Origin of the sequence: Nonomuraea sp. NPDC049129, from assembly GCF_040648495.1 — a bacterium.
Classification (GTDB): Bacteria; Actinomycetota; Actinomycetes; order Streptosporangiales; family Streptosporangiaceae; genus Nonomuraea.
The window spans coordinates 422,870-442,861 of record NZ_JBEZDU010000007.1; the positions used below are offsets into that span (position 1 = coordinate 422,870).

At 68.7% G+C, this 19,992-nt stretch carries 17 protein-coding genes; 10 read left to right on the forward strand and 7 right to left on the reverse strand.

Features of this window, described 5'->3' with window-relative positions:
* Nucleotide 1 precedes the first annotated feature (1 nt).
* Together AB0B64_RS24695 and AB0B64_RS24700 are read right to left on the reverse strand one after the other, a co-directional pair.
* Entirely contained in the window at nucleotides 2-622 is a 621-nt protein-coding gene (locus AB0B64_RS24695; RefSeq protein WP_357949088.1) for a DUF4129 domain-containing protein, read from the reverse strand.
* On the reverse strand, nucleotides 619-1,848 hold the full coding sequence (locus AB0B64_RS24700; RefSeq protein WP_358179857.1) for a glycerophosphoryl diester phosphodiesterase membrane domain-containing protein: 1,230 nt from the start codon (nucleotides 1,846-1,848) through the stop codon (nucleotides 619-621). The genes AB0B64_RS24695 and AB0B64_RS24700 overlap by 4 nt, the downstream gene beginning before the upstream one ends.
* A 269-nt stretch (nucleotides 1,849-2,117) precedes the next feature.
* Here AB0B64_RS24700 and mtrA point away from each other — a divergent pair, with 269 nt between their 5' ends.
* From mtrA to AB0B64_RS24730, 6 genes are all read left to right on the forward strand, one after another.
* Nucleotides 2,118-2,795 (forward strand): MtrAB system response regulator MtrA, encoded by a 678-nt coding sequence (mtrA, locus tag AB0B64_RS24705; protein WP_043620615.1) that lies wholly within the window; start codon nucleotides 2,118-2,120, stop codon nucleotides 2,793-2,795.
* 18 nt (nucleotides 2,796-2,813) lie between these two features.
* Nucleotides 2,814-4,562: an MtrAB system histidine kinase MtrB gene (gene mtrB, locus AB0B64_RS24710; protein ID WP_357949094.1), complete on the forward strand. Its 1,749-nt coding sequence runs from the start codon at nucleotides 2,814-2,816 to the stop codon at nucleotides 4,560-4,562.
* 10 nt (nucleotides 4,563-4,572) lie between these two features.
* Nucleotides 4,573-6,342, forward strand: coding sequence for an LpqB family beta-propeller domain-containing protein (locus AB0B64_RS24715; protein ID WP_358179860.1), 1,770 nt, complete (start codon nucleotides 4,573-4,575; stop codon nucleotides 6,340-6,342).
* 326 nt (nucleotides 6,343-6,668) lie between these two features.
* On the forward strand, nucleotides 6,669-7,451 hold the full coding sequence (locus AB0B64_RS24720; protein WP_358179863.1) for a phosphoribosyltransferase family protein: 783 nt from the start codon (nucleotides 6,669-6,671) through the stop codon (nucleotides 7,449-7,451).
* A 608-nt stretch (nucleotides 7,452-8,059) separates the two neighbouring features.
* The gene (raiA, locus tag AB0B64_RS24725; RefSeq protein WP_357949102.1) at nucleotides 8,060-8,719 is read left to right on the forward strand and encodes a ribosome-associated translation inhibitor RaiA; all 660 of its coding nucleotides are present in this window, start codon (nucleotides 8,060-8,062) and stop codon (nucleotides 8,717-8,719) included.
* A gap of 170 nt (nucleotides 8,720-8,889) precedes the next feature.
* Entirely contained in the window at nucleotides 8,890-9,588 is a 699-nt protein-coding gene (locus tag AB0B64_RS24730) for a response regulator transcription factor (RefSeq protein ID WP_357647853.1), read from the forward strand.
* 599 nt (nucleotides 9,589-10,187) lie between these two features.
* Here AB0B64_RS24730 and AB0B64_RS24735 read toward each other — a convergent pair.
* Both AB0B64_RS24735 and AB0B64_RS24740 read right to left on the reverse strand, forming a co-directional pair.
* Nucleotides 10,188-11,369 (reverse strand): crosslink repair DNA glycosylase YcaQ family protein, encoded by a 1,182-nt coding sequence (locus tag AB0B64_RS24735; RefSeq protein WP_357949105.1) that lies wholly within the window; start codon nucleotides 11,367-11,369, stop codon nucleotides 10,188-10,190.
* A gap of 437 nt (nucleotides 11,370-11,806) precedes the next feature.
* Nucleotides 11,807-12,067, reverse strand: a complete 261-nt coding sequence (locus AB0B64_RS24740; protein WP_357647849.1) for an HGxxPAAW family protein — start codon at nucleotides 12,065-12,067, stop codon at nucleotides 11,807-11,809.
* A gap of 224 nt (nucleotides 12,068-12,291) precedes the next feature.
* On the opposite strand from AB0B64_RS24740, the gene secA reads away from it, so the two are divergent.
* A complete protein-coding gene (gene secA / locus AB0B64_RS24745; RefSeq protein ID WP_357949107.1) occupies nucleotides 12,292-15,084 on the forward strand; it encodes a preprotein translocase subunit SecA in 2,793 nt (930 codons plus the stop codon).
* Nucleotides 15,085-15,165: 81 nt separating this feature from the next.
* Here the strand turns inward: secA and AB0B64_RS24750 are convergent, their stop codons facing one another.
* Nucleotides 15,166-15,531: an Rv3235 family protein gene (locus tag AB0B64_RS24750; RefSeq protein ID WP_357949110.1), complete on the reverse strand. Its 366-nt coding sequence runs from the start codon at nucleotides 15,529-15,531 to the stop codon at nucleotides 15,166-15,168.
* 369 nt (nucleotides 15,532-15,900) lie between these two features.
* On the opposite strand from AB0B64_RS24750, the gene AB0B64_RS24755 reads away from it, so the two are divergent.
* A complete protein-coding gene (locus AB0B64_RS24755; RefSeq protein WP_358179866.1) occupies nucleotides 15,901-16,467 on the forward strand; it encodes a hypothetical protein in 567 nt (188 codons plus the stop codon).
* 15 nt (nucleotides 16,468-16,482) lie between these two features.
* On the opposite strand, the gene AB0B64_RS24760 is transcribed toward AB0B64_RS24755, so the two are convergent.
* Nucleotides 16,483-17,802: a PTS transporter subunit EIIC gene (locus AB0B64_RS24760; RefSeq protein WP_357949117.1), complete on the reverse strand. Its 1,320-nt coding sequence runs from the start codon at nucleotides 17,800-17,802 to the stop codon at nucleotides 16,483-16,485.
* 24 nt (nucleotides 17,803-17,826) lie between these two features.
* Nucleotides 17,827-18,567 (reverse strand): GntR family transcriptional regulator, encoded by a 741-nt coding sequence (locus AB0B64_RS24765; protein WP_225295901.1) that lies wholly within the window; start codon nucleotides 18,565-18,567, stop codon nucleotides 17,827-17,829.
* 113 nt (nucleotides 18,568-18,680) lie between these two features.
* On the opposite strand from AB0B64_RS24765, the gene AB0B64_RS24770 reads away from it, so the two are divergent.
* A complete protein-coding gene (locus AB0B64_RS24770; RefSeq protein ID WP_357949120.1) occupies nucleotides 18,681-19,718 on the forward strand; it encodes an SIS domain-containing protein in 1,038 nt (345 codons plus the stop codon).
* An 8-nt stretch (nucleotides 19,719-19,726) separates the two neighbouring features.
* Nucleotides 19,727-19,990, forward strand: a complete 264-nt coding sequence (locus AB0B64_RS24775) for a PTS glucose/sucrose transporter subunit IIB (protein WP_263655705.1) — start codon at nucleotides 19,727-19,729, stop codon at nucleotides 19,988-19,990.
* The last annotated feature ends 2 nt before the right edge of the window (nucleotides 19,991-19,992 follow it).

The window sequence follows — 19,992 nt, forward strand, 5'->3', positions numbered from 1 at the left end:
CTCATGGGGTCCTCCCGGCCAGCGGGACCGGTCTGGCCTGGCGGAGCCGCTCGTCGAGCTCGCTCATGGCGGTGTACGCCTCCCGGGTGCCCGGCACGTCGCCGTAGGTCACGTCGTCGAACGAGCGGGCGGCGGCCGTCAGTTCCGCGGCGAAGGCGGGCAGCGCCTGGCCCGCCTCGGCGGCCAGTTCGTCGGCCGTGCGTCCGGGCAGCCCGTCGACCAGGGCCCGCTCCTCCAGGTCGCGGGCGATGGCGCGCAGCCGTTCCTGGATCGCCTCGGTCCAGCGGCCCTGGGTGGCCAGCCGTTCGGCCGCCTGGCGGTGCTCGGCGGCGGTCATCCTCCGCTCGCCGAACAGGCCGTCCGCCGCCGTCGCGTTCGCCCGCGAGGTCTTGCGGAGCTGCCATACGACCAGCGCGATGACCCCGCCGATGATCAGTACGATCACGACGGCGGAGATGATGCCGCCGGTCGTGCCGCCGCCCGTGGCCGCGTCCATGAGATCGCCGACGAACTGCGTGAAGCGCCGGTACGCCTGGTCCAGCAGTGATTCCTTCTCGTATCCGGGCTTGAGGAGCTCATCCGCGGCCCTGCGCGCGGCCTCCCCCCTGTCGATCGGCGTCACGGCCTGGCGGAGTTGGACGGGTGCCAGAGCTCGTCGGCCGAGGCGTGCACCCAGCCCTGACGCTGCTGCTCGATCGCCGCCGTCTGCAGCACCAGGTCGAACGCCTCGCTGCGCATCCGCCGGTCGGCGTAGAGCAGGCCCGAGACGCCCGCCTCGAACGGATAGGTGATCATCGCGCCGAGCGTGCCGCCGATGGTGATCAGCACCGTGGACAGCACGGTGGCGCCCGCCGACTCGCCGAGCAGGCCGAAGAGGGTGCCGGCGATGGTGAAGGGCACCTCCAGGATGCCCGCGACGAGCCCGACCAGCAGCGAGGTGAGCAGCAGGATGCCGAGCACCCGCCAGAAGTCGCCGGTCACGAGGTTCCAGGAGCGCCGCAGGGCATCGATGGGGCCCCTTCCCTCCAGCACCACGGCCGGCGCCGCGAGCGCGAAGCGGGTCCTGAAGTACAGCACGTAGGCGAGGTACAGGATGAGCAGCAGCCCGGTGATCACGAGCACGCCGCCGGCCGCGGCGGGCGAGTCGTCGCCCGCGCCGGTCGCGATGACCGCGACGATGATCAGCGCGATGACGACCAGCGGGACCAGCATGATGACGGCCATCAGCCCCACCACGCCGAACAGCGCCGGGACGCGGCTCTTGGTCAGCTGCCACGCCTCTCCGGCGGAGATCTTGCCGCCGAACACGGCGCGGCCGAGTATCCGCATCAGCACGCCGGTCAGCAGTGTCACCACGACGAAGCTGACCGCGTAGGAGACGAGCGCGCCGCCGTACTGGGCGATGAAGCCGCCGTACAGGCCGGTCACGTCCGCCTGCTCCGCCGAGGCCGGATCGTTCAGCACGCCGCGCATGGTGTCGAAGGCGAACACCTGCCCGATCGCGATCGGGACGGCCCCGAGCAGGGCGGCGACCGCCGAGAGGCCCAGCACGGCCTTGGGGTTGGACCGGATGAGTTTGATCGTTCCGTCGAGGATGTCGCCCAGCCCCAGCGGCCGTAGGGGTATGATCCCCGGGCGCAGTGCGGGCGGGTGCGGCATGTAGCCGTAGCCGGGCGGCGGCTGCTGATAGGGCGGTTGCGGACCGGAGCCGGGTGGCGGTTGCTGCGGCTGTTGGTGCTCGAAGCCGGGGGCGGTCCACGGCGAGGTCTGCGGGGCGCCGTAGGGAGGGGGCTGTTCTGGAGCCCAGCCTGGTGGCGTCTCGGGCGAGGGACCGTGACCGTCTGACATATCCCAATCCTGGCATGGTGGGCGGGGCATTGGTGTCGTGCGTACGATTCGCCGGCGCAACTCGCCCGCATTCCAGGGCGTTCCGGCGCAAGGATCTCATCGAAGGATGGCCGAAAGTCGTTCCGTTACCGCAGACTGAGATTGCGGTCGCGGATGCAAGTCTAAAACTCGTCTTTTGCGGGTCTCATGTCCCACGCATGGGCCAACTAAGGGTAACCTTCAGCGATCGTGCGGGTATGTCCCAGAATGCGTAGAACGAATGAGGGGCCATGAAAGGTCGCGTGCTGGTCGTCGATGACGACGCCGCTCTCGCCGAGATGCTGGGCATCGTGTTGCGCGGCGAAGGCTTCGAGCCATCCTTTGTCTCAGACGGGGACAAAGCCCTCGACGCTTTCCGGGACACGCGCCCGGACCTGGTGTTGCTCGACCTGATGCTGCCGGGGGCCGACGGCATCGACGTGGCGCGCAGGATCCGGGCGGAGTCGGGGGTGCCCATCGTCATGCTCACCGCCAAGAGCGACACGATCGACGTCGTGCTCGGTCTGGAGTCGGGGGCCGACGACTACATCGTCAAGCCGTTCAAGCCGAAGGAGCTCGTGGCCAGGGTGCGGGCGCGGCTGCGCCGTACCGACGAGCCCACTCCGGAGATCCTGCAGATCGGCGACATCACCATCGACGTGGCCGGCCACTCGGTCAAGCGCGGCGAGGAGACCATCAACCTGACGCCGCTCGAGTTCGACCTGCTCGTCGCGTTGGCCCGCAAGCCGCGCCAGGTCTTCACCCGTGAGGTCCTGCTGGAGCAGGTCTGGGGCTACCGGCACGCGGCCGACACGCGCCTGGTCAACGTGCACGTTCAGCGGCTCCGGGCGAAGATCGAGAAGGACCCCGAGCACCCCGAGATCGTGGTCACGGTCCGTGGTGTGGGCTACAAAGCCGGGCCGGCCTGACCGGCGCCCGACCCTGCCATGCCCCCGACTAGCCAGAAACGACTCCGTCGCCGTACTCTCCGCCAGATTCTCGGCGGGGTCCGGCGGCGGACGCGGCGTGCGGCGGGCAGGGCACGGAGCGTATGGCGGCGCTCGCTCCAGCTCCAGGTGGTCACCAGCACGCTGGTGATCTCCGTGACCGTGGTGGTCGTGCTCGGCGTCTTCCTGTCCGACCAGATCAACCGGTCGGTCATCGAGAGCCGCCAGCAGTCGTCGGCCACCGAGGCGCTCGCCGACCGCGTGCAGATCGCCGACGCGCTCAGCCAGAAGCCCGACGACCAGGCCAAGTCGACCTCCGACGCGAGCGGCAACGCGCCCGCCGACCCGCTCGACGAGGTGATGGACACCATCACCGGCTCCGGCGAGAACGGCTCCAAGAAGCGCTACGAGGTGCTGGTGCTCAACACCTCCAACCCCGGCAGATCGCGCGCCTCGGGCAACGTCACGCCGGAGGACGTGCCGCTGGCACTGCAGCAGGCCCTGCGGCGCGACGAGCGGAAGTTCATCTTCGACAAGCCGTACCGCTTCACCGCGCCCATCACGTTCACCGGTGAGAGCCAGCCCACGCCCACGCTGGTCATCGCCGGCGTGGTCAGCCTCCTCAACGGCGAGAACTACGAGGTCTACCACTTCTTCCCGATCAGCGAGGAAGAGCGGATGCTGTCCAACGTCCGGCTCGCCATCGCCGTGGTGGGCCTGGGCCTCGTGGTGCTGCTGGCCGCCATCGCCTACCTGGTCGCCCGGCAGGTGGTCAGCCCGGTCCGGCTGGCCCGCGAGGCGGCCGAGCGCCTGGCGGCGGGCAAGCTCGACGAGCGGCTCAAGGTACGCGGTGAGGACGACCTGGCCCGCCTGGCCACCTCGTTCAACGAGATGGCCGTCAACCTGGCACTGAAGATCCACCAGCTGGAGGAGCTGTCCCAGGTCCAGCGGCAGTTCGTGTCCGACGTCTCCCACGAGCTGCGTACCCCGCTGACCACGGTCCGGATGGCCGCCGACCTGCTCTACGACGCCCGCGAGGACTTCGACCCGATGGCCGCCCGCTCGGCCGAGCTCATGCAGGCCCAGCTGGAGCGGTTCGAGTCGATGCTGGCCGACCTGCTGGAGATCAGCCGCTACGACGCCGGCGCCGCCACGCTCGACCTCGACCCGGTCGACGTACGTGACGTGGTGCTGCGCGCGATCGGCGACTCCGAGGCGCTGGCCGAGCGCCACTCCACCCGCTTCGAGCTGCGGCTGCCCAACGAGCCGTGCATGGCGGAGATCGACAACCGGCGGGTCGAGCGCATCCTGCGCAACCTGCTGTTCAACGCCATCGAGCACGGCGAGGGCAGGGACGTCGTGGTGACGGTGGGCGCCGACCGGGACGCGGTGGCGGTCGCCGTACGAGATCACGGGATCGGCCTGAAGGCGGGCGAGGAAACCATGGTGTTCGACCGGTTCTGGCGCGCCGACCCGTCACGGGCGCGGACGATCGGCGGCACCGGGCTGGGCCTGGCCATCTCGCGTGAGGACGCCTCCCTGCACGGCGGCTGGCTGCAGGCGTGGGGGCAGCAGGGGGAGGGCTCGCAGTTCCGGCTGACGCTGCCCCGGGTGGCCGGGACCGACCTGAAGGGGTCGCCGCTGTCGCTGGTGCCACCGGAGATCGAGATGCGGCGTACGTGGCGCGGGCAGATGACGCCGGTGCTGCTGCCCGCCTCGGCGGACGGGGCTGGTTATGACGAGGACTAGTCCTTCGGTTTTGTTGCGGATCAGGCGGCTCGGCGTTGCCGCCGCCGTCGTCGCGGCTCTCCTCTGGAGCTCGGCCTGCGCGGTGATCCCCGTGGGCGGTCCGTTCCCGGTCGGCGAGGCCGATGGCGGCGACCCGATGAACAAGCCGTTCCAGCGCATGGTCGCCATCCCGCCGCAGGCCGGCTGGTCGCCGGAGCAGGTGGTGACGGGCCTGCAGGCCGCCATGGCCGCTTACGCCGACGATCCGGAGATCCTGGCGAAGTACCTGACTCCTGAGGCGCGGCAGGCGTGGAAGCCCGGCGGTCCGGTGACGGTCCTCGACAACCTGGTGAAGTACGACGTGGAGGGGAAGATCGGTGACAAGGAGATCACCGTCACCCTCTCCGGCACCCAGGTCGCCCGCATCGAGAACGACGACACCTACGTGCCCACCTCCGGGGGGGTCGACAAACCGTTCACGCTGGTCAAGGACCAGCAGGGCGACTATCGGGTCAAGTCGCTGGTCGGCGGCCTCCTGCTCACCGAGGCGGACGTCACCCGCGCGTACCGGCCGACGAACCTCTACTACCTGAACGGCACCCCCGGCAGCGGCGGCGCCAACTCGGACATGCTCGTCGTCGACCGGGTCCGGCTGCGGCTCAAGCCCACCGAGAGCTTCGCCAAGACGATCATCGAACGGCTGCTCAAGGGCCCGAGCAAGGCGCTGCAGGGCGCCGTGGAGAACGTCTTCCCGCACGGCACGCGGGTCGAGTCCGTACGGGCCGGGGACGACCGCGTGGTGATCAACCTCAGCGGTCCCATCGACCCGGGCGGCATCTTCACCAGGGGACTCCAGGCCCAGCTCAGATGGAGCCTGACCAGCAACAACGTGGCCAACGGCCGGTACATCGAGGTGCAGCTGGACGGCGAGCCGTTCTACTCCTCAGAGGCCATGACCATCCCGCCCAACATCAGCGACCCCTGGCTGGGCACCTCCTCGAACGCCGCCTACTACACCAGCAAGGGCGCCGTCTACGCGATGGCCACCGAGGGCCCCGGCCGGCCCGTGGCCGGACCCGCCGGCCAGGCGAACAACCAGTACTCGGGCTTCGCCGTGGCGGTCGGCGGCTTCTCCGTCGGCCAGGGCGCCGACCTCATCGCCGCCAAGTCGAGCGCGGGCGGCATCTGGGTGACCACGGCGGCGGCGGACGGCCGCTGGCAGCAGTGGATTCAGGGCGCGAGCGCGGATCTCACGCCGCCTTCCTGGCATCGGGATGGCACCCTATGGACGTACGACCGCCGGAACGGCGCCGTGCTGCGGTGCAATCCGGGCGCTGGGCGCGGGCCTGAACGCATCGCCGCGCCCAGCCTCGACGGGTTCGACGTCACGCGGCTGCGGATCGCCAGGGACGGGGTGCGGGTGGCGGTGACGATCGGCGAGCACGAGATCCGGGTCGGCGCCATCACGGGAAGCGGCGCCGCCGTCATGCTCGGAAATTTCCAGACATTGAGCACGGTCGACGACGAGAAGATCCGGGACCTGGCCTGGCGCGACGGCGAGCACCTGGTGGTGCTGTCGCAGAGCAAGGCCGGGCCGGTGGTCAAGGAGATCAACGTGGGCGATGGCACGATCACCAAGCTGCCGTCGGACACGCGACTGCGGACGCTGGCCGCGCAGGGTGAGCGGATCCTGGCGGGGACCCAGAAGAAGAACGAGATCCTGGAGTCCAACCTGGACAAGCAGAACTGGACCTCCAAGATCGCCGCAGACGCCGACACCCCGCTGTTCCCCCTGGGCTGACCGGACGCTTCCGCCTGGGCTGATCGGACGCTTCCCGTGGTCGGCTGGAAGCTCCCCCCAGAGTCGGCCGGGCTGCGACTGGCCGCCATGCCGGTGCTGACCGGACGGCGATCCGCCATTCGTGTGGGGGTCATTCCTGGGTTGATAGGGCGGTAGCTGCCCGCCCGCCAGGGGCGCCCCTTCTCCTGACAGGGGACATCTGGACCACCGGGTTCCGGGGGGACGGATCCGCCGCTCAGGCGGGGCCGTCCTTGGGCTGATGGGGACGGTGACTGGCCGTCCGTGCGGGGGCCGTTCGTGGGCGGAAATTGTCGGGGTCGGCGGGCATGCTGGTCCTCGTGTTCGCCGCTCTCGCCGACCTTGCTGACCTGGCCCTTCCCCAGCGCTGCCTGGGCTGTGGCACCAAGGGCCCGCGCCTGTGCGGGACCTGTCTGGACCCCGTCCCGGCCCGCCGCATGCCGAGACCCGCCCCCGACGGCCTCCCCGAGTGCTGGTCGGCCGCCGACTACACGGGGGCCGTGCGCGAGGCGATCGTCGCCTACAAGGAGCGTGGCCAGACCACGCTGGCCCATCCCCTGGCGACGGCCCTGGCCTTCACCGCCTGCCACGCCCTGGCCTTCACCGCCGGTCACGCTGCGGCGGACCGCCCTGCCACACCCCTCGGGGACCGCCTCGCCACACCCCTCGGGGACCGGCCCGCCACACCTGTGGCTGTGGCGGTCGTCCCCGTGCCCAGCGCCCGTCGAGCTCTCCGGTCGAGGGGTCACGACCCGGTCGGCAGGCTGGCCGCGCTGGCTGTGCGGCAGCTGGCGGCGTTCGGTCACCGGGCGGAGCTGTGGCCCGCGCTCGGACAGGCGCGTCAGGTTGGCGACCAGGCGGGCCTGAGCGCCACGCAGCGGGCCGCCAACCTCGCCGCCTCACTTCGGGTCACCCCCGCCGCGAAGGCCCGCCCAGCGGCCCCTGTGCTACTCGTGGACGACATTGTGACCACGGGCTCCACACTGGCCGAAGCCGCCAGGACACTCCGGGTGCACGGCGTTGACGTCCTGCTGGCGGTGACCGTGGCCGCGACACGCCGAAGATCTTGCAATCCATTACGGTCACACTGAGTAAAGAGAGATCATTTTTCTGCTCTCACTTGGACGTCACATGTGCCTACCCGCTGGGCAGCGGTGGGGCAGCTCAGGCCTCCGTGAGGGAGGGGGATATGTGGCCCGGCGTACGCAAAAAGGGGCATCCGTCACGTGAGTCACATCGGAGGAAAATCACAGAAAGTGATCGTTTGACCGATCCCTAGGCTGACATTCGTCTCCGATGCGGATAGCGTTCTGACATGGCACCCGTTCGGGTCCGTGGTTGCGCAGGGCCGGGAGTCCCGGCTCTGCTAGCCGATGCCAGCCGCAGGCAAAACGGTCCACGTAAGGCGACTCTTTGTCGACCGATCACGGTGCGGCTTAGGGGTAAGTCCTGCCTTCCCGGGGGTCCAGATGTCCCCCGTCAGGAGAGAAGGGCAGTAGTGGCATCAGAGCCGCGAAATCCTCAGCAGGCGGATGTGGGGTCGAAGACCAGGTCGGCCGGGCGGGTGCCACCCGAGAACCCGGTGACGGAACGTCGGAAGAGGGTAACGGTGACAGCAGAGAGGCAGACGGAAGACCCCGCCCGGCAAGCACGTCGTCGGGCGCTCTTTCTCAGTCGTTAGACGAAGGGGGGCTGTTGCATGGACATCATCGTCAAGGGCCGGCACACAGGAGTGAGTGATCGGTTCCGAGACCAGGTGGAGACCAAGCTGGCCAGGATCGAGCGTCTGGACAACAAGCTCATTCGAGTTGATGTGGAGGTGTCGAAGGAGCGCAATCCGCGCATCGCCAGCCAGCGAGAGCGCGTCGAGCTGACCATTCACTCTCGAGGACCCGCCATTCGCGCGGAGGCTTCCGCCGACGATCGATTCGCCGCCCTGGACATGGCGCTGGACAAACTGGAAGGCCGGCTCAGGCGCCTGTCCGACCGGCGCAAGGTGCACCACGGCAACCACGCCCCGCCCTCCGTCGCGGAGATCACCGCGACGCTGCCCGAAGCCGCCGACCTGGCGCCACCGCGCAAGGCCGAGGTCGTACCGGAGTTCGACGAAGAAGAAGAGCTCCCCGACGACAAGCAGTATGACGACATCGTCCCCATCGAGATGGACGGCGACGGGCCGCTCATCGTACGAGAGAAGCACCACAAAGCGGAACCCATGACCATCGACCAGGCCCTCCTCGAGATGGAGCTGGTCGGCCACGACTTCTATCTGTTCCGTGACAAGGAGAGTGGCCAGCCGTGTGTCGTTTACAACCGGCGCGGCTACAACTATGGCGTACTTCGGCTCGTAGAGCCGTGACGCAGCGCTAAAAGATCTTCTCGACCACCCTAGGACCGCGTGAGACATGCCATCATTGGCGGTCCAACGGCTCTGGCCCCCCGACGAGGAGGAGACGTGAGCGAGCTCAGTCAGGTCATGAGCGAGCGAAGCGCGGAGATGGCGGTCTCCAGGCTGATCGAGGAGGCCTGGTGACGGAGTCCGGCGAGGCGCGCCCGTCAGGAGGCGAGCCGATCCGCGTCCTGATCGTGGACGATCACGAGCTGATCAGGCGGAGCCTGGCTCTGGCGCTGGCCGCCGAGCCAGACATCGAGGTGGTCGGTGAGGCGAGCGACGGGCATGAGGCGGTCGAACTGGCCGACCGCCTCATGCCCGACGTGGTGCTCATGGACGTACGCATGCCGCGGCGCGACGGCATCGAGGCGGCCAAAGGCATCAAGGCCTCGGTGCCGAGCACCCGCATCATCATGCTGACGGTCAGCGACGAGGAAGAAGACCTCTTCGAGGCCATCAAGGCGGGCGCGACCGGCTATCTGCTCAAGGACGTGCAGATCAACGACGTCCCCGCCGCCGTGCGCGGAGTTCACGAGGGCCAGTCGCTCATCAATCCGGCCATGGCCGCAAAACTCATCAACGAGTTCGCGAACATGAGCAAGAAGGAGAGCGAACGCCCACCCCAGCTCCCCGTGCCGCGGCTGACCGAGCGGGAGATGGAGGTGCTGCGCCTGGTGGCCAAGGGGATGAACAACCGCGAGATCGCCAAGCAGCTCTTCATCTCCGAGAACACGGTCAAGAACCACGTCCGCAACATCCTCGACAAGCTGCAGCTCCACTCGCGCATGGAGGCTGTGGTCTACGCGGTACGCGAGCGCATGCTGGAGATCACCTGACATCGCCCTCGGGCGGGCGCGGCGGCTACGGATCGCCCGCCCCCTCGGTGGGCGTGCCGGGTGACGAGCGTCTACGCCCGCGGTGAGCGTGACGGCTATCGGCCACCTACGCGCCCCTCGGTGGGCGTAACGGCTGTGCCCACCAGTCCCTGCGGTGGGACATGGCGGGTGCAGATTGCCTGCGTCCTCGACGAGTGTGGCGGCTGCCGACCGTCTGCACCTGCGGTGAGCGTGGCGCGTCCGGCCGCATGCCCTGCGGTGATCGTGGTGGCTGCCGACGACCTACCCGTCCTCTCGGCGGGCGTGGCGGTGATTCGTCGGCAACGGACGCAAGTAGGCGATGAGGCTTTGTCGCCACTCGCCGCCCATTAGGCGACGGAGTGGCGGTCAGTCCTGCCCCGGCTTCAGACGGCGATTACCCGAGGTCCGCCCCCCGGTCCGTCCGACCGGGGGCTACCTGGCTTTCGGTCCGAGGTGTGCCCGGTCCGAAGTGTGCCCGGTCCGAGGTCCGACCGGCCCGAGGTCGGACTGGGGGTCGGGCACACCTGGTGTCCGACCCGAGGTCCGGCTGGAGCACTCCCGGGGTCTGGTCCGAGGTCCTATCTGGGGTCTGTCTCCAAGTGGGCGATGAGGGCGGGGTCGGCGCGTTCGACTCGTACGGTGTCGCAGCCCACCCACTCGGCGGCCGACCACAGCGCGTCGCTGAGGGCGTCGGCCCACTTGGCGCCGGTGAGGCCCGGCTCCAGGCTGAGCTGTCTGGCCACCAGCGTGGTGCCGTCGCGGGCCGGGTCCACTCGGCCGATCAGCCGGCCACCGGCCAGCACCGGCATCGTGAAGTAGCCGTGCACCCGCTTGTGCTTGGGTACATAGAGCTCGAGCGTGTAGTTGAAGCCGAAGACCCGCTCGGTCCGGCCGCGATGCCAGATGAGCGAGTCGAACGGCGACACCAGCGTCGTCCGGTGCCGCCCGCGCGGCGCCGACTCCAGAGCCGCCGGATCGGCCCACGCGTTGGTCTGCCCCCTGGTCGAGGGCCAGCCGGTCACGCGTACGGGCACCAGCCCCGTGGCCCCGCTGAGCAGCGTCTCGTCGAGGATGGCGGCGAACCTCCCCTTGAGCCGCAGGAAGTCGATCAGGTCGCCCCGGGTCGCCACGCCCAGCGAGGCACCGGCGATGGCCGCCAGCCGTACGATGCACTCCTCGTCGGAAAGGTCCTCGGCCTGGAGTTCGGCGGGGACCACGCGCTCGGAGAGGTCATAGACCCGGCGCCAGCCGACGCGGCGGCTGCAGACGAGCTCGCCGATGTCCAGCAGCCATTCCAGGCCGATCTTCGAGTCGGACCAGTCCCACCAGGGGCCGCCGTTCTTGGCGCCGCCGACGTCGGAGGTGGTGAGCGGGCCCGAGGCGCGTACCTGCTCCAGCAGCTTGTCCACGTGGTCGGGCACCTCGTGCCAGCGGTAGCGACGATTGCGGTAGGCGCGCCGCCTGAAGGAGTAGAGGGGCCAGTGCTCGATCGGCAGGATGCAGGCGGCGTGGCACCAGTATTCGAAGCTCTGGGCGGGATTGTGCCAGTAGGCCCGCTCGACCTTGGGCCTGCCCACCGCGCCCAGGCGCGCGTAGGCGACGAGCTCGTGGGAGCGGGCCAGGACCGAGATCGTGTCGAGCTGGATCGCGCCGAGCCTGCGGAGCATGCCGTGCACGCCGCCTCGGCGGGCGTCGGCGCCGAGCAGGCCCTGGGCGCGCAGGATCAGCCGCCGCGCCTCGTCGGCCGTCAGATCCGTCATATCAGCACATTGGTACGGCTATGCATGCCGCGATGCTAGCGGCGGCCACCGACAGAAACCGACGGGAGGAAAAGAGGAGACGATGGCCCGCCGCCTGATGCCTGGCATGGGCGGGCGTCCGCTGTGACGCCTGGACGAGCGATGGCCCGCCGTGTGACGCCCGTATGAGACGCATGAGAGAGGTCCGCCGCGTGGCGCCCGAATGAGAGGGGTCGCTGCGATGCCCGGATGGGCGATGGTCCGTCCGCCCGCGTGACGCGCACGTGAGCCGGGACGCGTACGTCAGCGGGGTCCTGCGACGCGTGGCGCACGGGAGCGGGGTCCGCCGCGTAGCGCGCGTACGCGAGCGGCGGCCTTCCGCTTCTGTGTCGGAGGCTCAGGCGGCCTGGAGGGGTAGGGTGCCGGAGGTTCGGGCGTCCCCGAGGTTCGCCGGAGGCTCAGCGGTGGTCTTCCGCGTGGAGTCCCGCCCTGGGCGCGTCGATCACGACGTCGGTGAAGATGTCGAAGACGAGGGCGAGGATTCCGCCCACGACGAACACTCCGGCGCCGATCCAGATGAGCGTCCAGTTGGCGGCGGTCATCCCATAGCCGGCGACGACGGTGCCGAGCAGCATCACGGTCACCGCGAGCCATGAGGACGCGCGGCCGCCATGGTTACCGAGATTCTCCGTGTGCTCTGACTTGCGCCCCTCAACCATCACAAATCCTTCCCTTTGCCGGATATCCCGCTAACGGTGCAAACCACGGGCTTACCGGCATACGCTCTGCCTGAACCCCATTCTCCCAGACATGCCCGACGCTCTCGTCGTCGCGGTGGCTGTGTCTGGTTGCTGAACCGCCTACGATGGCAACGGGGAAGTTTGTCTCAGCCTCTCCTCCTGGCGGCGCCGCCGGGGTAGACCTGCGAGGAGCTTTACATAAAGTGGCAGCCATTCTCGACAAGATCCTACGTGCCGGCGAAGGCAAGACCCTGCGCAAGCTCAAGCGGATCGCCGATCAGGTCAACTCCATCGAGGACGACTTCACGAGCCTGTCCGACGCGGAGTTGCGCGCTCTGACGGACGAATTCAAGCAGCGGCTCGCGGACGGCGAAACCCTCGACGATCTGCTTCCCGAAGCGTTCGCGACCGTGCGCGAGGCGGCCCGCCGCGTGCTCGGTCAGCGTCACTTCGACGTGCAGATCATGGGCGGCGCGAGCCTTCACATGGGCAACATCTCGGAGATGAAGACCGGCGAGGGCAAGACCCTCACCTGTACTCTCCCTGCCTACCTCAACGCGCTCGCCGGCAACGGCGTCCACGTCATCACGGTCAACGACTACCTGGTCAAGGTCGGCGCCGAGAACATGGGCCGCATCTACCGATTCCTCGGTCTCGAGGTCGGCATGATCCTGGCCGGGCAGGCCCCGGAAGAGCGGCGCAAGCAGTACGAGGCGGACATCACCTACGGCACCAACAACGAGTTCGGCTTCGACTACCTGCGCGACAACATGGCGTGGTCGCTGGACGAGTGCGTGCAGCGCGGCCACCACTTCGCGATCGTCGACGAGGTCGACTCCATCCTCATCGACGAGGCGCGCACCCCGCTGATCATCTCCGGCCCGGGGGAGCAGTCGGGTAAGTGGTACACCGAGTTCGCCAAGATCGTGCCGCGGCTGCGTAGGGGCGTCGAGGCCAAGTCGCCCGACGAGGAGAGCACCGGCGACTACATCGTCGACGAGAAGAAGCGCACGGTCGGCGTGCTGGAGTCCGGTGTCGCCAAGGTCGAGGACTGGCTGGGCATCGACAACCTCTACAAGGCCGAGCACACCCACCTGGTCGGCTTCCTGAACAACGCTCTGAAGGCCAAGGAGCTGTTCAAGAAGGACAAGGACTACATCGTCGCCGAGGGTGAGGTGCTCATCGTCGACGAGTTCACCGGCCGCATCCTGCACGGCCGCCGCTACAACGAGGGCATGCACCAGGCCATCGAGGCCAAAGAGGGCGTGAAGATCAAGGACGAGAACCAGACTCTCGCCACGGTCACCCTGCAGAACTACTTCCGCCTCTACAAGAAGCTGTCCGGCATGACCGGCACCGCCGTCACCGAGGCGAACGAGTTCCACCAGACGTACAAGCTCGGCGTGGTCCCGATCCCGACGAACCGTCCGATGATCCGCAAGGACCAGGCCGACGTCGTCTACAAGACCGAGGACGCCAAGTTCGCCGCGGTCGTGGAGGACATCAAGGAGCGCTACGACGTCGGCCAGCCGGTGCTGGTCGGCACCACCTCGGTCGAGAAGTCCGAGCGGCTGTCCAAGGCGCTCAAGCGCCGCGGCGTCCAGCACGAGGTGCTCAACGCGAAGAACCACGCGCGTGAGGCCGCGATCGTCGCCGAGGCGGGCCGCAAGGGCGCCGTCACCGTCGCCACCAACATGGCCGGTCGAGGCACCGACATCATGCTCGGCGGCAACTCCGAGTTCCGCGCCGACCTTGAGCTGCGCCAGCGCGGCCTCGACCCGCTCGAAACGCCAGAAGAATACGAGAAGGCGTGGCCCGAGGCGCTCGAGAAGGCCAAGGCGGCCGTCAAGGCCGAGCACGACGAGGTCACCGAGCTCGGCGGCCTCTACGTCCTCGGCACCGAGCGGCACGAGTCGCGCCGCATCGACAACCAGCTCCGCGGTCGTTCCGGCCGCCAGGGCGACCCGGGCGAGTCGCGTTTCTACCTCTCGCTCGGCGACGACCTGATGCGCCTGTTCAACTCGGCCAGGGTCGAGATGATCATGACCAGGCTCAACATCCCCGACGAGCAGCCGATCGAGTCCGGCATCGTCTCCAAGGCCATCGCCTCCGCCCAGCACCAGGTCGAGCAGCAGAACTTCGAGATCCGCAAGGAAGTTCTCAAGTACGACGAGGTCATGAACCGGCAGCGCAAGGTGATCTACGCCGAGCGCCACCGCGTGCTGGAGGGCGCCGACCTGCACGAGCAGGTGCAGGGCTTCATCGGCGAGGTGATCGACGGCTACGTCGCGGGCGCCACGGCCGAGGGCTTCGCCGAGGAGTGGGACCTCGACAAGCTGTGGAAGGCGTTCGGCGAGCTCTACCCCGTCACGGTCACCATCGACAACGTGGTCGAGGAGGCCGGCGGCCGCGAGGAGCTCAGCGCCGAGTTCATCAGCACGAAGATCAAGAAGGACGCGCTGGAGGCCTACGCCAGGCGTGAGGAGGAGCTCGGCGCCGACGCCACCCGCGAGTTCGAGCGGCGCGTCATCCTGTCGGTCCTGGACCGCAAGTGGCGCGAGCACCTCTATGAGATGGACTACCTGCGCGAGGGCATCGGCATGCGGGCCTACGCGCAGAAGGACCCGCAGATCGAATACCAGCGCGAGGGCTTCGAGATGTTCGCCGCGATGCTCGAGGGCATCAAGGAGGACTCGGTCGGCTTCCTGTTCAACATCGAGGTCGAGGTTCAGGAGAACCCGATCGTCGAGGAAGAGGACGCGATGATGGCGGAGACCCGCTCGATCATCGCGCGCGGCCTGCGTGGGCCCGAGCGGCCCGCCGAGCTCGAATACTCCGCGCCGGGTGAGGCGGGCGAGGTCGAGCACACCCGGGTCCGCAGCACGTCGGCCGAGCGCGCCGCCTACGGCAACGTCGAGCGCAACGCGCCCTGCCCCTGCGGCTCGGGCAAGAAGTACAAGCGCTGCCACGGCGATCCCAAGAACGCCCAGGCATAACGCACCGGTCCGGTTCTGGGAGAAGGCCCTCGCCTGTCGGCGGGGGCCTTCTTCCGGTTGTCAGGCGGTTTCGAAGTCTTGTCAGGCGGTTTCGAAGTCCGTGCACAGCCATTGGACGCCGCGCCGCTCAAGCCGTACGGCGAGTACGTGGCTGCGTTCGCCGCAGTGGACGAGGAGGCACATCTCGACCGCGCCGTCCTTGGGCTCCTTCACGTGCGGGCTCCCCACGAACGGCGCTCGTTTCGTCTCGATCATCCGCCCCGCCTTGACGAGGTCGCGGTAGGCCCGGTCGGTGAGCCGGTCGGCGACGCTCTCGGGCGGCCGCCGCCCCGAGAGCACCTCGGCCAGTGCCTGCCCGAGCAGTCGCAGCTTGCGCTCGTCGGGACCGACTCCCGGCGGTCCCCACACGAGCGGGTCGGAAATGGCGGCGTGCGGAAGGGATGACATGGGGCCTCCGATGTCATAGGGAGAGAGGGACAGTACAAGGAGTTTCCGGCCCGGCCCCCGAATACATCGCCCACCAACTTTCCCGCTCAGCCCACCGATTCGAGGTGATTGGCGAGAAAGATCACCGGAAGTTGGAGTGGTGCTGAGAGGTGCTATCTGGGATTTCGGTCCTGTGCCAGTCGCCTATGGGCTGTCTCCAACGAATTCGGGCGGCCTCTATCGTCGGAGCCACTGATGTCGATTCGGGTGTCGCGGTCCGTAATCCATCTGCGGCGCTGTGTGGCAATCAATGGCTAAGCGCACAGGGACATACCACCAAACGTGCGGAGATGATCAGTATGTCGGGGACGGCTGCTAGGTTGCGGCGGCATGGCGAAGTCCTCCCGGCAGAAGCCGCCGTGCCTTTATGTGATCGATGAAGATTTCGTCCTGCCCGATCGGGGTGACGAGCAGGAAGGGGCGCCTGAGTCCGCGGTTCCCGCTGGTGATCCGGACGAGGCGGTGTGGCTCTTCCACTCCTACCGGCGGCTGATGGCGCAGATCCTCGGGTACGAGGAGGACCTTGCCGAGGTGGAGAAGAGTCTCGGCGTCGTGCCACCTCCGGACCTCCGCGCGCTGTACGGCATCGCCGACGGTGACGGCGAGAATCTGTGGGTCGACGCGGACCTGCCGCAGTTGCCCGTCGAGCATGCCACGCACAGCGACGACCGGCCCTCCCGGGCGCGGGCCATGCAGGCGGGTCCACGGGTGCAGGAGAGCCGGGTGGTCGACGTAGAGGATTGCGCGTTCCTCGCCGCGGTGCCCGAGGTGTGTTCGCTGGCGCTGTCGAGCAAGGGTTCGCCCGGCGCCGAAGCTGTGGGCGCTGGACATCGCTATTCACCCCCACCGCCCCGAACGCGACTGGCCGAGCTCAACGGACTGGGTCACCAGTTATGACGGCCCGCCCAGGAGCTACGAGGGCGGCTCGCCCGAATCGACGTCTGGTTCGGGCTCTCGGCCAGGGGTCATGATGTTCAGTTTGCGGATGAGGAAGCTGAACACCACGTAATAGACCACCCCATAGATCACCCCGAGCAGGAGGATGCCCGGCAGGTTGTGGGTGTTCGACTTGCTGGCGTTCAGCAGCATGTCCAGCAATCCCGCCGAGAAGCCGAAGCCGAGTTGCCCGCCGATGAGTGTGGTCAGCGCCATCGCCAGCCCGGTCAGCACAGCGTGTACGGCCAGCAGCACCGGCGCCACGAAAATGAACGCGAACTCGATCGGCTCGGTGATCCCGGTGACGAACGAGGCCAGCCCGGCCGACAGCATGATGCCGCCCACGGCCGCCCGCCGGTGCGGGGGCGCGGCCCGCCACATGGCCAGCGCGGCGGCCGGCAGCGCGAACATCATGATCGGGAAGAACCCGGCCATGAACTGGCCGGAGTGCGGGGCGCCGCCGAAGTAGCAGTTCCAGTCGCCGCCGAGGACCTGGCCGCCGACCTCGCACTGCGGCACCACGTACCAGACGATCGAGTTGACGAAGTGGTGCAGGCCGAGCGGGATCAGCAGCCGGTTGATCAGGCCGTAGATGCCGGTGCCCAGCGGTCCGAGCGTGGTCAGAGCCTCGCCCGCGTGGCCGATCCACTCGCCGAGAATCGGCCACACCCAGCCGATGAGCACGCCGAGGAGCAGCGCCACGATCGAGGTGATGATGGGTACGAACCGGCGCCCGCCGAAGAAGGCCAGCCAGGACGGCAGCTTGATCCGGTGGAAGCGCTGCCACAGCACGGCGGTGACCAGCCCGATCATGATGCCGCCGAGCACCTGGGTGGGGTTCTGCATGCCGTAGTTGATGATCTCTTTGATGCCCTGGGGCTGGACCGCCTTGATCAGGACCGTGTCCCTGATCGCCGAGCCGAAGAACATCACCTTGGTCACGCGGTCGAACACCAGGTAACCGACCACCGCGGCGAGCGCGGTCGAGCCGTCGGACTTGCGGGCGAACCCGATCGCCACCCCCACCGCGAACAGCAGCGGCAGGTTCTCGAACAGCGCCGCACCGGCGGCGGCCAGCACCTCGGCGACCTGGTTCATCCAGCCGAAGCCGGCCACATCGGCCAGGCCGCCCGGCTCGGCGCCGTTGGAGCCGAGCATGTCGGGCTGGCCGAAGCGGAGCAGCAGCGCGGCCGCGGGCAGGGCGGCGATGGGCAGCATGAGCGAGCGGCCCAGGCGCTGGAGCACGTTCATCACGCGTGAGAACGGCGAAGGCCTGGCGGCGGTGGTCTCGTTCACCGGGCGTTCCTCCGGGTCGGGCCCTCAGCCCCGTCTGGTGGGCATTTCCAGAATGGTGCGCAGCTGGTAGCGGTCCGCGCGATAGGTGGACACGCCCAGCTCCGCGCAGATGCCGCCGGAGAAGGATCTGCGCTGCAACAGTAGTACGGCCCCGCCCCGGGGGAGTTTGAGCAGATCGGCGTCGCTCGGATCGGCGATGCCCCCGTCGATGGTCAGCTCGCCGGCGTCCATGACCAGCCCGTAGCGGCTCTCCAGCAGCTCGTAGAGCGACCTGCCCGACAGGTCGTGCTCGGCCAGGTCGGGCGCGAGCTTGACCGGGATGTGCGCGCGCTCGATGGACAGCGGCTCGCCGTCGGCGGTGCGCAGCCGCTCGATGAAGTGCACTTCCTCGCCCGGCTGGATGCCCAGCTCCTTGGCCAGGTGGGCGCTGGCGCGTACGACCCGCCGGTCGAGGTCGCGCGAGCCCGGCTCCATGCCGCGCGCCCGCATGTCGTCGCTGAACGACGTGAGCTGCAGCGCGAGCTCGATCTTTGGCCTGGCCACGAACGTGCCCTTGCCCGGCACCCGGTGCAGGCGGCCCTCGGACACCAGGTGGTCGACCGCCTGCCGGACTGTCATCCTGGAAAGGCCGAAGCGCTGGCAGAGCTCGCGCTCAGACGGGATGGCGGCGCCGATGCTCAGCTCGTCGCTGTCGATCAGGTCCAGCAGGATCTCGCGCAGCTGGAAGTACTTGGGCACCGGGCTGTCCGGATCGATGTGCGCCACGGATCCTCCCCTCGATCTGACCTGGGCGATGGGCTATGGTTCGTACTGGTCTAGTCCGGACTAGACCACATGTCGCAAAACAGGGTCAAGTCTGCCCGGTAACGATTTGAGGGATGATGACCACCAAGATGCGCAGCGAGATCGCCGAGCAGCCTGAGGCGCTGCGGGCCACGCTCGATTCCCTGCTCCCCAGGGTCGACGAGGTGAGAGCACTGGGCGAGCGGACCCGCCAGCTCCTGTTCATCGCGCGTGGCACCTCCGACAATGCCGCAGTCTACGGCCGCTACCTGGTCGAAGCCCACGCCGGGCGGCTGGCCGCGCTCGCCGCCCCGTCCGTCGCGACGACGTACAAGCGCAAGCTGGACCTCGACGGCGTGCTGGCCGTCGCCATCTCGCAGTCCGGCCGGACCGAGGAGATCGTCGAGACGCTGACCTGGGCCAAGGACTGCGGCGCCAGTACGGTCGGCGTGACCAACGGCGGCCCGGACAGCCCGCTCGCCCAGGCCGCCGACCTGGCGCTGTGCACGCTGGCGGGTGAGGAGAAGGCGGTCCCGGCCACGAAGACCTACACCACCCAGCTCGCCGCGCTGGCCGTGCTCGCGCTCGGCCTCGGCGCCGACGTGGACGCGACCGACCTCCAGCAGGTCCCGGACGCGGTCGAGAAGCTGATCGCCGAGCCGGGCGACCTCGACGCGGTCGTCGAGGGCCTGGCCGACAAGCAGGGGGCCGTGGTCTCCGCGCGCGGGCTGGCCTTCTCCACCGCGCTGGAGACCGCGCTCAAGCTCAAGGAGGCGTGCTACCTGCACGCCATGGGCCTGTCGTACGCCGACCTGCTGCACGGGCCGATCGCCGTGGTCGACGCCGACACCCCCGCCCTGCTGGTCGCCGCCGAGAACAGCCCGACGCTGTCCGGTACGGTCGCACTCGCCGAACGGGTCGTCGCCGCGGGCGCCGCGGCCTTCACCATCGGCGGCGGCCCGGCGCTGGCCCGGGCGGGTACGGCGGCGCTCAACGGCCCCGACCTGCCCGAGTGGGTCGCGCCCATGGGCCTCATCGTGCCGGGGCAGTTGCTCACCGAGGCGCTGGCCCGGAGGCTGGGCATCGACCCCGACGCGCCGCGCGGGCTCAACAAGGTGACCCAGACCGACTGACGTTTAGCCTGGTCGTAACGTTACGAGGAGGACGGATGGCGGCTGATGCCAGCGCGATCATCGCGGGGCTCGGCGGTGCGGGCAACATCATCGACATCGAACCCTGCATCACCCGGTTGCGTACGGAGGTGCGTGACGTCTCCAAGGTCGACCAGGCCGCGCTCAAGGCGGCGGGGGCGCACGGCGTCATGGCCGCGGGCAACGTGGTGCAGGTCGTCGTCGGGCCCGAGGCGGACACGATCGCCAGCGACATCGAGGACATCATCGGCTAGAG

Coding starts and splice junctions, on each gene's coding strand:
- AB0B64_RS24770 (WP_357949120.1), top strand. CDS start 18,681: ATGATGACCACCAAGATGCGCAGCGAGATCGCCGAGCAGCCTGAGGCG.
- AB0B64_RS24720 (WP_358179863.1), top strand. CDS start 6,669: ATGCTGGTCCTCGTGTTCGCCGCTCTCGCCGACCTTGCTGACCTGGCC.
- AB0B64_RS24700 (WP_358179857.1), bottom strand. CDS start 1,848: ATGTCAGACGGTCACGGTCCCTCGCCCGAGACGCCACCAGGCTGGGCT.
- AB0B64_RS24735 (WP_357949105.1), bottom strand. CDS start 11,369: ATGACGGATCTGACGGCCGACGAGGCGCGGCGGCTGATCCTGCGCGCC.
- AB0B64_RS24740 (WP_357647849.1), bottom strand. CDS start 12,067: ATGGTTGAGGGGCGCAAGTCAGAGCACACGGAGAATCTCGGTAACCAT.
- mtrA (WP_043620615.1), top strand. CDS start 2,118: ATGAAAGGTCGCGTGCTGGTCGTCGATGACGACGCCGCTCTCGCCGAG.
- mtrB (WP_357949094.1), top strand. CDS start 2,814: ATGCCCCCGACTAGCCAGAAACGACTCCGTCGCCGTACTCTCCGCCAG.
- raiA (WP_357949102.1), top strand. CDS start 8,060: ATGGACATCATCGTCAAGGGCCGGCACACAGGAGTGAGTGATCGGTTC.
- AB0B64_RS24750 (WP_357949110.1), bottom strand. CDS start 15,531: ATGTCATCCCTTCCGCACGCCGCCATTTCCGACCCGCTCGTGTGGGGA.
- AB0B64_RS24755 (WP_358179866.1), top strand. CDS start 15,901: ATGGCGAAGTCCTCCCGGCAGAAGCCGCCGTGCCTTTATGTGATCGAT.